The organism is Massilia sp. BGA-UO-ETr-WB1 (assembly GCF_059567845.1).
This window is the reverse complement of sequence record NZ_JCAQOT010000021.1, coordinates 763,440-776,224: the sequence shown is the minus strand read 5'-3', so window position 1 is coordinate 776,224 and position 12,785 is coordinate 763,440. Positions and strand designations below refer to the sequence as shown.

The following is a 12,785-nucleotide window of genomic DNA, read 5'->3' as shown; positions in this document are numbered from 1 at the left end:
GTTTGAGTCTCTCCTGGAACGCAGAATATATGAATCGCTATCCTGTCTGGAAGTACATCATCATCGCCATTACCGTGCTGCTGGGCGCACTGTATACGGCGCCGAACTATTTCGGCGAATCGCCCGCGCTGCAGGTCACCAGCGGCAAGTCCACCGTCAAGGTCACCAGTGAGCTGAGCGCCCGCGTGGATAGCCTGCTCAAGCAGGAGAAACTGGCGCACGAGGCCGTGACCCTGGACGGCACCGGCACCCGCGTTTCCGTGCGCGTGCGCTTCTCCGACACCGATACCCAGTTCAAGGCCAAGCTGGCGCTGGAACGCGCGCTCAACCCGGACGCCAACGATCCGACCTATATCGTCACCAACAACCTGACCGCCAACACCCCGGCCTGGATGCAGAAGATCGGCGCGCTGCCGATGTACCTGGGCCTGGACTTGCGCGGCGGCGTGCACTTCCTGATGCAGGTGGACGTCCAGGCCGCGCTGGACAAGCGCGTGCAGGGCATCCAGACCGCCGTGCGCACCCAGCTGCGCGACAAGAACGTGCGCCACGCCGGCATCGAGCGCAAGGGCAACACCGTCGAGGTGAAGTTCCGCGACGCCGAAACCCGCGCCGCCGCCAAGGCCGTCATCCTCGAGCAGCAGGCCGACCTGACCGCCGCCGAAGGCAGCGACGGCAGCGACCTGACCCTGACGCTGAACCTGAAGCCGGCCGCGCTGAAGGAAGCCATGGACAACGGCGTGCGCCAGAACATCGCCACGCTGTCCAAGCGCGTCAATGAACTGGGCGTGACCGAGCCGGTGATCCAGCAGCAGGGCCCGGACCGCATCGTGGTCCAGCTGCCGGGCGTGCAGGACGTGGCGCGCGCCAAGGCCATCATCGGCCGCACCGCCACCCTGGAAGTGCGCATGGTGGACGAAACCATCACCCCCGGCACCGAACTGCAGGCGGCCGTGCCGTTCAACTCCGAGCTGTTTACCGTCGGCAAGAACGTGCCCGTGATCCTGACCAAGGACATCACGCTGACCGGCGACTACATCTCGCGCGCCACCGCCAGCTTCGACCAGAACCAGCAGCCCGCCGTGTCGATCGACTTGAACGGCGACGGCGGCCGCAAGATGCGCGAAGCCACCCGCGAACGCGTGGGCAAGAAGATGGCCATCGTGCTGTACGAACAGAAGGGCAAGCCGGAAGTGCTGTCGGTTGCCACCATCCAGAGTGAACTGGGCAGCAGTTTCCAGATCACCGGCATGGGCAACGCCGAGAACTCGGCCGAGCTGGCGCTGCTGCTGCGCTCGGGCGCGCTGTACGCGCCGATGACCGTCATCGAAGAACGCACCGTCGGCCCTGCGCTGGGCGCGGAAAACATCAAGAAGGGCCAGCTGTCCATGGTGTACGGCTTTGCCGCCATCGCCGTGTTCATGATCATCTACTACATGATGTTCGGCTTCTTCAGCGTGCTGGCGCTGGGCGTCAACCTGCTGCTGCTGATCGCGCTGCTGTCGATGATGCAGGCCACGCTGACCCTGCCGGGCATCGCCGCTATCGCGCTGGCGCTGGGTATGGCGATCGACGCCAACGTGCTGATCAACGAGCGGATCCGGGAAGAGCTGCGCTCCGGCGCCTCGCCGCAGGCGGCCATCGCGGCCGGCTTCGACCGCGCCTTCGCCACCATCCTGGACTCCAACGTCACCACGCTGATCGTCGGCCTGGCGCTGCTGGTGTTCGGTTCGGGCGCCGTGCGCGGCTTCGCCGTGGTGCACTGCCTGGGCATTCTGACTTCGATGTTCTCCGCCGTCGTCGTATCGCGCGGCGTGGTCAACCTGTGGTACGGCCGCAAGAAGAAGCTGCAGTCCATCGCCATCGGCACGGTCTGGGTTCCAGACCAGTCGAAATAACCGTACAGAAGGTAGATATTCATGGAATTTTTCCGCATTAGAAAAGACATCCCCTTCATGCGCCACGCGTTGGTCTTCAACGTGGTGTCGGCGCTGACGTTCGTGGCGGCGGTGTTCTTCCTGTGGCAGAACGGCCTGCACCTGTCGATCGAATTCAAGGGCGGCACCGTGATGGAGGTGAAGTATCCGCACGCTGCCAACCTGGAATCGATCCGCAGCACCGTGCAGGGCCTGGGCTACGACCATCCGGAAGTGACCAGCTTCGGCACCGCGCGCGACGTCATGCTGCGCCTGCCCATCGTGCAGGGCGCGAAGGGCACGGACGCGGCCAACGCCTCGCAAAAAGTGTTCGAGGCGCTGTGCAAGGCCGACAACGGCAGTGTCAAGCGCTTGGAGTCCGTGTCCGCCAAGGGCGAGCAGATCGCCAAGAACGCCTGCGTGGACGCGGCCGGCGCCGAGACCGTGCAACTGAACAAGGTGGAATTCGTCGGCCCGCAGGTGGGCGACGAGCTGGCCCAGAACGGCCTGAACGCGCTGGTGATGGTGATTATCGGCGTGATGATCTACCTGGCCGTGCGCTTCGAGTGGAAGTACGCGGTGGCGGCGATTATCGCGAACTTGCACGACGTGGTCATCATCCTGGGCTTCTTCGCCTTCTTCCAGTGGGAATTCTCGCTGACGGTGCTGGCGGCGGTGCTGGCGGTGCTGGGCTACTCGGTCAACGAGTCGGTGGTGATTTTCGACCGTATCCGCGAGAACTTCCGCAAGCAGCGCAAGGCTTCGGTGCATGAAGTGATCGACAACGCGATCACCTCCACCATCTCGCGTACCATCATCACCCACGGCTGCACCCAGATGATGGTGCTGTCGATGCTGCTGTTCGGCGGCCCGACCCTGCACTACTTCGCCGTGGCGCTGACCATCGGTATCTGCTTCGGCATTTACTCGTCCGTGTTCGTGGCTGCCGCAGTGGCCATGTGGCTGGGCGTGAAGCGCGAAGACCTGATCAAGCCGGTCAAAGAGAAAGACGAAACCGACGGCGCAGTGGTTTAATTCCGCTGCCCCGGACAATGCCGCCACGCGCAAGCCTGGCGGCATTTTTTATACTCGAGGATCACCATGAGCCGTACCGGAAGACTATTCCAGCTGATGGACGCCATGCGCGGCAACCGGCGCCCGGTGACGGCGGCCGTGCTGGCCGGGCAGCTGGGCGTGTCCGAGCGCACCATCTACCGCGACATGCAAACCCTGGCGGAGCTGGGCGCGCCGCTGGAGGGCGAGGCCGGCGTCGGCTACCTGCTGAGGGCCGGCTTCTTCCTGCCGCCGCTGATGTTCGGCGCGGACGAGCTGGAGGCGCTGGTGCTGGGCGCGCGCTGGGTCAAGCGCCAGGGCGACCCGGACCTGGCACGGGCCGCCGCCAGCGCGCTGGCCAAGATCGCCACCGCCACCCCGAAGGACCTGCGCGACGACATGGCCGAAACCAGCTTGTGGGTGCCCATCGGCGGCAGCGAGCAGCGGGAAGACCCGCACATCCTGCCGGCGCGGCTGGCGATACGGCGCCAGCACAAGCTGCGCATCTGCTACAGCGACGAGCAGGGGCGCGCCTCCGAGCGCGTGGTGTGGCCGTTTGCGCTGGCCTATTTTGAAGGCCGGCGCCTGCTGGCCGCGTTCTGCGAAATGCGCGGCGCGTTGCGCCATTTCCGCATGGACCGCATCCAGTCCGCCGACACCATTGCAGAGCGCTATCCCACTCCGCGCCACGCGCTGCTCAAGACATGGCGCGAGGAAAACTGCATCACCGAGGAGAGCTAGAGCGCGGCTGCCGGCACAGTTGCCGATTGCGTTAATCAGCGCACAGAGTGCGCGGCCCCCCGGGCTTATAGTGGAACCGTCTCTTTCAGGACATCCCTAGTTTTGGACTTCACCCGCCGCTCCCCGGCGGGTTTTTTTTGCCTAAATTTGAGAATGATTCTCATTTGCGATATGATGTCGGGTCAGTCACTGCAAATTTGAAAGCCACTTCATGCCCCGCTATTTCTTCCTCACTTTCGTGCTGTCTGCGTCGTCCCTGGCCTGGGCCCAGGACGATACTGTGCTCGGCACGGTGCGCATCACCGCCGCGCGCGCCCAGGGCTTCGTGCCGAACACGGTGGAAGCGGGCAGCTTCCGCGGCAGCAGCATCATGGACGTGCCGTCCACCGTCAACGTGGTCACGCGCGAAGTGCTGGAGCTCCAGGCGGCGGGCGGGCTGTACGACGCGCTGCGCAACACCGCCGGCGTCACGCGCCAGCAGAACGCCGGCGAAACCTGGGACCAGCTGGTAATACGCGGCATCCCGGTCGAGAACCGCACCAACTACCGCCTGAACGGCTCGCTGCCCATCATGAACTTCTCGCAGGTGGCGATGGAGAACAAGGAACGGGTGGAAGTGCTGAAAGGCGCCTCCGCGCTGTACTACGGCTTCACCACGCCGGCCGGGGTGGTGAACTTCGTCACCAGGCGCGCCGGCACGGCGCCCGTCACCAGCGTCGGCCTGCAGATCGACGACAACGGCAGCGCCGTCGCCAGCGCCGACGTGGCGCGCCGCTTCGGCGAAGCCAGCCAGTTCGGCCTGCGCGTGAACGCCGCCGGCGGCGTGCTGGGCTCGCACCTGGACGGCGTGGACGACGGCAAGCGCCGCTTCGCCTCGGCCGCCTTCGACTGGCGCGTGTCGCCGCGCCTGCTGCTCAAGGCGGACCTGGAATACGACCGCCGCAAGATGACCGAGCAGGCCGGCATCGCGCTGCCCGCCGTGGGCAACGGCGCCATCCCGCTGCCGCGCGCGGTGGACCCGCGCCGCCTGGTCGGCCCCGAAGAGGCCATCTTCGAAGCGCGCGTGGCCAACGCCCAGCTGCGCGCCGACTACGCGCTGAGCGGCAACTGGGCGCTGACGGTGGAAGCGGGCCGCTCCGAGACGGAACGCGACCGCCGCCTGGCCATTTTCCGCTTCAACAACAACGCCGCCGTGGCCACCGGCGCCGGACGCATCAACGGCAATATCCAGACCTCGGTGACCGCCTCCGAACTGCTGCGCGCCGAACTGGCCGGCAGCTTCAGCACCGGCGCCGTGCGCCACGAGCTGACCCTGGGCGCCACCCGCACCGTCAAGACCCAGGATCCGATCTACCAGGCCAACTACACCATCGCCGCGCAGAACCTGTATAACCCGCTGCCGATCACCAGCATCGTCTACGGCGCCGTGCCCACCGCGCCCACCACGACGGCGCTGGCCTCGCGCGACGCCGGCCTGTACGCGCTGGACCGCATGGAGCTGGGAGCGCAGTGGCAGCTGATCGCCGGCCTGCGCCGCGCCGACTACCGCAGCGAGCAGGGCGCCGCGCGCTACGACGCCGCCAAGACCGCGCCGATGGCCGCCGTGGTCTACAAGGCCGCGCCGGACCTGAGCTTCTACGCCTCCGCCGCGCAGGGGCTGGAGGAGGGCGAGACCGGCCCTACCGGCACCGTCAACCAGGGCGAGCGCCTGGCGCCCGGCGTGAGCAAGCAGCGCGAGCTGGGCACGCGCTGGCGCACAGGTGGCGGCACCCTGCTGTCGGCGGCGCTGTTCGAGATCGAGCGTCCCGGCTACTACACCAACAGCGCCAACCGCTACGTGGCCGACGGTCTGCAGCGCTACCGTGGACTGGAGCTGTCCACCCAGGGCCAGCTCACGCGCCGGCTGGCGTGGCAGACTTCGGCGCAGTGGCTGGACCCGCGCTTCCGCGACATCAACGCCGCCTACAACGGCAAGCTGCCCGAGAACGCGGCGCGCCAGACCGCCAGCGCCTTCCTGTCCTACGCGCTGGACGCGGTGCCGGGCTTGTCCTTCAATGGCGGCGCCTACTACACCGGCAAGCGCCCGGTGAACGATCTGAACCAGGCATGGCTGGGTGGCGTCACGCTGTTCAGCGCCGGCACGCGCTATGTGACGCAGGCGTTCGGCAAGCGCACCGCCTGGCAGGCCAACGTGGAAAACGCGGGCGGCAAACAGTACTGGGCGGCCGGCGGCACGCGCTTGTCGGCCGGCTTGCCGCGCGCCGTCAAGCTCAGCATGAAAGTGGATTTGTAGCGTGGATCTGTAGCGCGGATTTATAGCCAAACGCTACTGACAGAAACTGTCATGGCTGTCTCTTAATATAGCTTTATCGCTAATCACAAACGGAGCCAGCCATGCGCATCTACCACCACCCGATTTCGTCCAACGCCCGCCGCGTGGCCATGCTGGTTGCCCACTTGCAGTCGGAGGTGGAATTCGTCGAAGTGGACCTGATGCGCGCCGAAGACCGGCGCCGCCTGGGCGAGCTCAATCCCAACAGCAAGATCCCAGTGCTGGAGGACGATGGCTTCGTGCTGTGGGAATCCTGCGCCATCATGCAATACCTGGCCGACAAGACGCCCGGCCAGACCGTCTACCCGCAGGACCTGCGCGTGCGCGCCGACATCAACCGCTGGATGTTCTGGGCCTGCCAGCACTTCTCGCCGGCGATCGGCGTGCTGACCTGGGAGCGCATCTGGAAGGGCTACGTGACCGGCCAGGGACCGGACGCGCGCGAGGAAGAGCGCGGCGAGAGCGACCTGGCCGACTACGCCACCGTGCTGGACAAGCACCTGGCCGGCCGCCAGTGGGTGGTGGGCGACAGCCTGACCCTGGCCGACCTCGCGCTGGCCGCGCCGATCATGTACATCGACCAGGCCGCGCTGCCGCTGGAAGGCTATGCCAACCTGATGGCCTGGCACGGCCGCATGCGGCAGCTGCCGGCCTGGCGGCAGACTGAGCTTGCGCAGCAAGCCGAGGAGGCCTGAGCCATGTGCCTGTTATGCGACACGGCGCGCAAGTCGCGCCAGCGCCTGGCGGGCGCCGTTCGGCCGGCGCCCGGGCCGGCCCGGCCGGTTCCGCTGCTGGTCCCTGCCCTGGTCCCCGCTGCGGCCACCCCCCTGCAGCCAATAAAAGCCGGGTGAGATTTTCGCAAGGATGTTTTTGTTATAAGATGCGTTGCAGGCTACTTTCTTTATAGCAAACCCATCACTTGCGAGTCTCGAATGAACCAAATCAGCTATCTCGACCGCGCAGTCAATGCGCTGCGCACCATCGGCGTCAACCTGGGCAACCGTGAGGCCGCTCCCGTGGTGCCGCTGCTGGAAAAAGTCTCCAAATACGATGCCGTGAAAATCACGGCCATCGCCACCACGCTGCAGTACTCGTCCACCTTCAATGCCGCCGTGCGCGACCAGATCCAGGGCATGGACATCTCCACCCGTTACGCCGAGATCACCACCGGCTTCAACTCCATCCGCGAGGATGCCGAGAAGATGAGCGGCTGGATGGCCGACGGCAAGATCGACTTCCAGGAACGTATCCAGATGAGCTGGATGAAGATGCGGCGCGGCTCGATTCCCGACCGCTTCAACGACATCCGCGCCACCTACCTGGAGGTGGCCAAGTCGGCCAATGAACAGATCCAGCGCGAGAACGCCATCCTGGAAGCCTACCGCGACTTCCGCATGGCGCTGAAAACGGCCGAGGTGGACGCGCAGCAGGTGCTGGAAACGGCCACCGCCGAACTGGAGCGCCGCAAGACCGAACTGGACGTGGCCAACAAGGCCACCGAGAACGTGGCCGACGCCGTCGAGCGCGCGCGCCTGGAACTGGCGCGCGACGAAGCGCTGCGCGCCGTGCAGGACGAGGACAAGTCCTACCAGATCGTCAAGGACATCGCCGACGACCTGAAGACCTCCTACAACACGGCCGAACTGGTGTTCGCCCGCCTGCAGCAGACCCACACCGTCAAGGAGCGCATCTACCAGCGCGCCGTGACCTTCTTCGCCACCAACGAAGTGGTGTTCACCGGCCTGGCCGCGTCGTTCACGTCGATGGCCGGCCTGGCGGAAACCACCAGCACCATGGACGCCATGACCGACGGCATCAACCAGGGCCTGGAATCGCTGGCCAAGGCCGGCGGCCAGCAGCTCGAAGCGGGCCTGCGCGCCGGCTACGGCTCCACGCTGAAAGCCAGCTCGGTGAGCGCGCTGGCCAACGCCATCGTCGAATTCCAGGGTAGCAGCCTGAAGCTGATCGAAGAGCTGCGCGAAGAATCGACCCGCACCTCGAAAGAGATCGAAGCGGCCACCGAGGACAGCAAGCAGCGCTTCATCGCCCTGCTGAACAAGGGCGCCGCCTAAGTGACGGCAGTAGTGGCAGCAGGAGCAGCGGCAGCAGCAAGCGCGCCGGCGGGGCCGGGCGCGCTGTCCGAACAACTGGGCGCGATGTCCATCATCGACGATCTGCGCCACCAGCAAATGGTGGTGGCGGAGCATCTCGACCTGCCGCGCCGCCGCGCCGACGTGGAACAGCGCACCCGCGCCTACTACGCGGCGCAGAACATCCCCGTGGACGACGCGCTGATCGCGCAAGGCGTGCGCGCCTATTTCGACGGGCGCCTGCAATTCCGGCCTGCCGCGCCGGGCAAGCTGGCCGGCCTGCTGTCGCGCCTTTACGTGCAGCGCAGCCAGCATGCGCATGTGTACCGGCTGTGGCTGGGCTGCGCCGTGGCCTGCCTGGCCATGTGGGGCGGCATGGAGTATCTCGACCACTGGCGTTTGCACCGCGACAGCCGCGAGCATGTGGCGCAGCTGGCCGAGGTGCTGGAGAAGGCGCGCGCCAGCCAGAAGGAAACCATCGAGCAGGCCGTGCGCCTGGCCGGCCGTTCCGGCGCGGCGCAGGCGCAATTGCCGCCCGCCGCCGCCATGCTGGCCGGGGTGCAGGCTGGGCTGAAACAAAGCGAGCCGGCGCTGAAGGAGGACGCGCCCGATGCCGGCGCCATCACGGAAGAGAGCCGTAGCGCCTTCCTGGCGGCGGTGGACCGGCGCAAGGCCGAAGCGCAGTCCGCGCAAGCCGTACTGACGCAGGCGCAGGACACGCTGCACCGCCTGGAGCTGTTGCTGGGGGCGCAGTCGTCCCTGCTGGCGCTGCAGCGCCAGTACAGCGAAGCGGTGCTGTGGGGCGCGCCGGCCATCCGCCAGCAGGTGCGCGCGGTGCAGGCAGCGATGGAGCAGCCCGACGGCGCCGGCGCCGCCGGCGCCCAGCTGGCGGTGAAGGAACTCGGCGTCCAGCTGGCCGGCGCCGGCAAGGCCGAAGGCCACCTGCAGGACGTGCGCGCCGCCGCCGCCCAACTGGGCAGGATGGGCTTGTCCGGCGAAGATAGGAAGCGCGTGGACGCGCTGGTGCAGGCGGCGGCCGCCGCCGCTGCCAAGCTGGACGCCGGGCGCGTCAAGGAACTGGCCGCGCAGGCCGAGGCCTTGCTGGACTTCGCCCGGCTGCCGCTGACCATCATGGTGGCGGACCGCGAGGGCGTGCGCTCGGGCGTGGAACGCAACTACAACGCGTCGGGCGGCAAGTCCTGGTATCTGATCGTCGAAGCGGTGGACGCGGACGGCAACAACGTGCAGGTGCCGGTGCGCAGCGTGGAAAGCGGCGAGAGCACCTGGACCGAGTTTTACGGCGTGCGCGTGAGCCGCGAGCAGTATCAGGCGGTGAAGGCGGAAAAGCAGTCCACCGGCCACGTTGAAAGCCGCGACATGGGCAGCAAGCCGGCCAACTCGCTCACGGTGCGCTACGCGCGCACGCTGAAGCCGCAGCCCGACATGATTACGGAGTGGTGATGGAGCAGGAACACTACATTGCGGAACTCGAAGCGTTTTGCCGCGAGCGCGAGCAGGCCCTGGCCGACGCCGAGCTGCACAGCGCCGCCGCCGCCGCGCGCCAGGCCGAGTGCGACGCCGAAAGCGCCGAGCTGCTGGGGCAGGTGGCTGAACTGCAGCTGGACCAGCAGGTCGATTTCGGCAACAAGGTCAAAAACGAGCTGGCCGACCGCGCGCGCGACGAACAGCGTGAGCGCGCCAAGCTGGAGCAGGCCGAGATAAAAGAGGCGCCGGCGCTGGCCGCGCGCGACCACGCGCGCCGCGCGTGCGAGGCGTTGCGCGAGCAGCTGCACGCGGATCTGGCGGCGGACCCGGTGTTCGTCGTCGCCGCGCAGACGCACGTGCTGGCCCGCGAGGCGCAAGCCGCGTTCCAGCCGGACTACCAGGAGCTGAGCGCCGAATGCAACGCCAAGCTGGCTGCCTACCAGGCCGAGGGCAGCCTGTATGCCTACCTGCGGCAGCGCCGCTACGGCGACCGGGGCTACGGCGCATTTGCGCCCGCGCGCATGCTGGACGGCTGGATTGCGCGGCTGTGCCACTTCAAGGAAAACCGCGCGGCGGAGCAAACCTTGCTGGAGATGCAGGAAGAACTGGCGCGCCGCTCCTTCACTCTCGACACGGACCTGGCCCAGGCGGAAAAAGCCGAGCAGAAGATGCTGAACGCCGCCGCCGCCGCGCTGGATCTGCCGGCCGCCGAGGCGCGCCTGGCCGAGCGCAGCCGCGAGCTGGACTTGCTGCAGAGTGCCTCCGCCGGCGTACGCGCGGCGCTGGCCGCGTATGCGGACAAGACCGATGCCCGCTACGTCGAGGTGCAGCAGCTGGTGCGGAAGTTCCTGCAGGCGCGCTCCATCGACGAACTGGTGGCCCAGGCAGCCGCAACGCCGGCGCCGGAAGACGATGCGCTGGTGCAGCGCCTGGCCGGCCTGCGCCAGCAGCGTGTTACGCTGCAACAGGAATACGACGCCCTGGCCGCGCGCCTGCGCACCGCCCGCGGGGAAAGGCTGCTCGCCCGCGAAATCCGGGACAGCCTGCTTGCAGCGCTGCCGCCGGCGGGCGGCGTCACGCGCCACTTTTTCGAGGACGAACTGGATCTGCGCGAAGTCCTGAACGGCTACGTGAGCGGCAAGTACACCGAACCGCAAGTGCACGCGGAAATCGGGCGCCACACCCGCGAGCTGGGGCCTTACCATGACGATGATGGTACGATCTCGTGGATCGAAGTCGGCAAGACCGGCGCCAAGGTGACCGGCACCGTGCTGCTGACGGTGGGCGCCGTGGTGGTGGCGGTGGTGGGCGCGGTCGCCAGCAGCGGCGGCTCGTCGTCATCGTCGTCTTCATCCGGCTCGCGCCGGCGCTCCAGCGGCAGCAGCTGGAGCAGCTCATCCAGCAGCAGCAGTAGTAGCGGTAGTAGCAGTAGCAGCTCGGACAGCAGCAGTTCCGATAGCAGGTACTCCTCCTCCGATAGCAGCGGCGGCGGCGGCTACAGCACCAGCGACAGTTTTTAGCAGCATGAAAGGACAGGCGGCATGGCAGGGAGTCTGAGTGAGCAGCTGGGGGCGATGGCCATCATCGACGAGCTGCGCCACCGGCAGATGGTGGTGGACGAGCATCTCGACCTGCCGCGGCGGCGCGAGGAAGTGGCGGCGCGCATCCGCGAATACTACGCGGCCAACCGGCTCGCGGTGGACGACGAGCTGATCGCCGAAGGCGTGCGCGCCTATTTCGCCCAGCGCCTGGAATTCGAACCCGGCCCCGGCGACCCCGCCGAACGCGAAAAAGCGCTGCAGTATGTCGCTGCCCAGCGCGCCGCCCGGCACGCCGGCCAGGGCCGTCCGTCCGGCTGGAAGAGCTGGCTGTCCCGTCTTGTCAAATAACGCCATGCTTGCCAGCGAATTCACCGCCTTCATCGCCGAGAACACCCGCATCTACCAGGGCAAGCTGGAAAGCTGCGACCAGCGCGCGGCCGACGCCAGCCGGGACCAGTTGGCCTTGGAACAGAAGATCGCCGGCCTGCTGCGGCAGGTGGCGTCGCTGCACCTGGAAGGCGGCGAGAACGTGGCGGCCGAGGTGGAGCGCGAGCTGGCCTTCCGCGCCGACGAGCGGCAAGCCCTGCGCGCCGAACTGCAAACCGTCAACAGCGATATCGCCAACCACGTGGCGGCCATCCGCCAGCGCGGCGCCGAGATCCGCGAAGCGGCGCTGCGGCCCGGCGCGCACCTGGACGCGGCCCAGATCCTGCAGGCCGCGCGCGAACGCTACCAGCGCGCCGAGGATGCGCACCAGGCGCTACTGGCCATGAACGCCGAGCTGGAAGCGGAGATCGGCGCCAAGCTGGCCGGCTACCGCGGCGACCCGCTGTACGCCTTCCTGCGCGAAGTGGGCTATGGCACGCCGGACTACCGCCGCGACGGCGCCGAAGCGGCCAAGGATGAATGGCTGGCGGGCCTGTGCAATTTCAATGCCAACCGCCGCAACGAGCATATCCTGCTGGCCATGCAGGAAGCCTTGCCGGTGCGCGCCGAACGCAGCGCGCAGGCGCTGGCCGAGGCGCGCGCGGAGCTCGACGCGCTGTCCTTCGCGCCGCCGCCGCCCACCATCGCCGAGCGCATCGCGCAGGCCGTGGCGCCGCTGGAAGCGGCCCTGGCGCAGGCCGACGAACGGGTGCGCCGCGTGCGCGCCAGCCTGGCCGAGTATGCAGCCTGCACCGACCCGCGCTACCGCCGCGCGCAGGAGCTGCAGGCGGCCAGCCTGAATTCGCTGCCGATCGCGGAACTGATCGCGCAGGCGCGCGCCACGCCCAGCCCGGAGGACGACCGGCTGGTGCTGGAGATCGTCAACCTGCAGGACAAGCTGGCCGGCAGCCGGCGCGACTATGAACGGGCGCTGGCCGCGCGCCAGCATGCCGAAGAGGATGCGCAGCGCGCCGAGGCGCTGGAGGCGGACTTGCGGCGCGGCGGCTTTATCGACACCAAGGAGATCGACTTCCGCGACGGACTGGATCTGCCGTCGCTGATCGGACGCTATATGAACAGCGAGCTGTCGCTGGGCGGCTTCACGCTGGAACTGCAGCAGTTCGCCCGCGAGCTGCGGCCGAAATTCCGCTACGGCGAAACCGCCTGGGGCAGCAGCGGCAGCCGCAGCTAGGCTGCAGCT

Annotated in this window: 10 protein-coding genes; all 10 read left to right on the top strand. The window is 67.6% G+C overall.

Going from position 1 to position 12,785, the window contains the following annotated elements; translation table 11 throughout:
* Positions 1 to 29: 29 nt before the first annotated feature.
* Positions 30 to 1,898 carry a protein translocase subunit SecD gene (gene secD, locus AC56DV_RS08200; RefSeq protein WP_496313790.1) on the top strand — a complete coding sequence of 623 codons (1,869 nt, stop codon included), beginning with the start codon at positions 30 to 32 and terminating at the stop codon, positions 1,896 to 1,898.
* 21 nt (positions 1,899 to 1,919) lie between these two features.
* Entirely contained in the window at positions 1,920 to 2,951 is a 1,032-nt protein-coding gene (gene secF, locus AC56DV_RS08195) for a protein translocase subunit SecF (RefSeq protein WP_496313789.1), read from the top strand.
* A 66-nt stretch (positions 2,952 to 3,017) separates the two neighbouring features.
* Positions 3,018 to 3,710, top strand: a complete 693-nt coding sequence (locus AC56DV_RS08190; protein WP_496313788.1) for a helix-turn-helix transcriptional regulator — start codon at positions 3,018 to 3,020, stop codon at positions 3,708 to 3,710.
* 211 nt (positions 3,711 to 3,921) lie between these two features.
* Entirely contained in the window at positions 3,922 to 6,003 is a 2,082-nt protein-coding gene (locus AC56DV_RS08185) for a TonB-dependent siderophore receptor (RefSeq protein WP_496313787.1), read from the top strand.
* A 101-nt stretch (positions 6,004 to 6,104) separates the two neighbouring features.
* Complete coding sequence (locus AC56DV_RS08180) at positions 6,105 to 6,737, top strand: glutathione S-transferase family protein (protein WP_496313786.1); 633 nt, start codon at positions 6,105 to 6,107, stop codon at positions 6,735 to 6,737.
* A gap of 237 nt (positions 6,738 to 6,974) precedes the next feature.
* On the top strand, positions 6,975 to 8,114 hold the full coding sequence (locus AC56DV_RS08175; RefSeq protein ID WP_496313785.1) for a merozoite surface protein 3b: 1,140 nt from the start codon (positions 6,975 to 6,977) through the stop codon (positions 8,112 to 8,114).
* A gap of 12 nt (positions 8,115 to 8,126) precedes the next feature.
* On the top strand, positions 8,127 to 9,593 hold the full coding sequence (locus AC56DV_RS08170; protein ID WP_496313784.1) for a DUF6384 family protein: 1,467 nt from the start codon (positions 8,127 to 8,129) through the stop codon (positions 9,591 to 9,593).
* Positions 9,593 to 11,137, top strand: a complete 1,545-nt coding sequence (locus AC56DV_RS08165) for a coiled-coil domain-containing protein (RefSeq protein WP_496313783.1) — start codon at positions 9,593 to 9,595, stop codon at positions 11,135 to 11,137. Before AC56DV_RS08170 ends, AC56DV_RS08165 begins: the two co-directional genes overlap by 1 nt.
* Positions 11,138 to 11,158: 21 nt before the next feature.
* Complete coding sequence (locus tag AC56DV_RS08160) at positions 11,159 to 11,506, top strand: DUF6384 family protein (RefSeq protein WP_496313782.1); 348 nt, start codon at positions 11,159 to 11,161, stop codon at positions 11,504 to 11,506.
* A 4-nt stretch (positions 11,507 to 11,510) separates the two neighbouring features.
* Positions 11,511 to 12,776 (top strand): hypothetical protein, encoded by a 1,266-nt coding sequence (locus AC56DV_RS08155; RefSeq protein ID WP_496313781.1) that lies wholly within the window; start codon positions 11,511 to 11,513, stop codon positions 12,774 to 12,776.
* Positions 12,777 to 12,785: the final 9 nt, after the last annotated feature.

Coding starts and splice junctions, on each gene's coding strand:
- secD (WP_496313790.1), top strand. CDS start 30: ATGAATCGCTATCCTGTCTGGAAGTACATCATCATCGCCATTACCGTG.
- secF (WP_496313789.1), top strand. CDS start 1,920: ATGGAATTTTTCCGCATTAGAAAAGACATCCCCTTCATGCGCCACGCG.
- AC56DV_RS08190 (WP_496313788.1), top strand. CDS start 3,018: ATGAGCCGTACCGGAAGACTATTCCAGCTGATGGACGCCATGCGCGGC.
- AC56DV_RS08185 (WP_496313787.1), top strand. CDS start 3,922: ATGCCCCGCTATTTCTTCCTCACTTTCGTGCTGTCTGCGTCGTCCCTG.
- AC56DV_RS08180 (WP_496313786.1), top strand. CDS start 6,105: ATGCGCATCTACCACCACCCGATTTCGTCCAACGCCCGCCGCGTGGCC.
- AC56DV_RS08175 (WP_496313785.1), top strand. CDS start 6,975: ATGAACCAAATCAGCTATCTCGACCGCGCAGTCAATGCGCTGCGCACC.
- AC56DV_RS08165 (WP_496313783.1), top strand. CDS start 9,593: ATGGAGCAGGAACACTACATTGCGGAACTCGAAGCGTTTTGCCGCGAG.
- AC56DV_RS08160 (WP_496313782.1), top strand. CDS start 11,159: ATGGCAGGGAGTCTGAGTGAGCAGCTGGGGGCGATGGCCATCATCGAC.
- AC56DV_RS08155 (WP_496313781.1), top strand. CDS start 11,511: ATGCTTGCCAGCGAATTCACCGCCTTCATCGCCGAGAACACCCGCATC.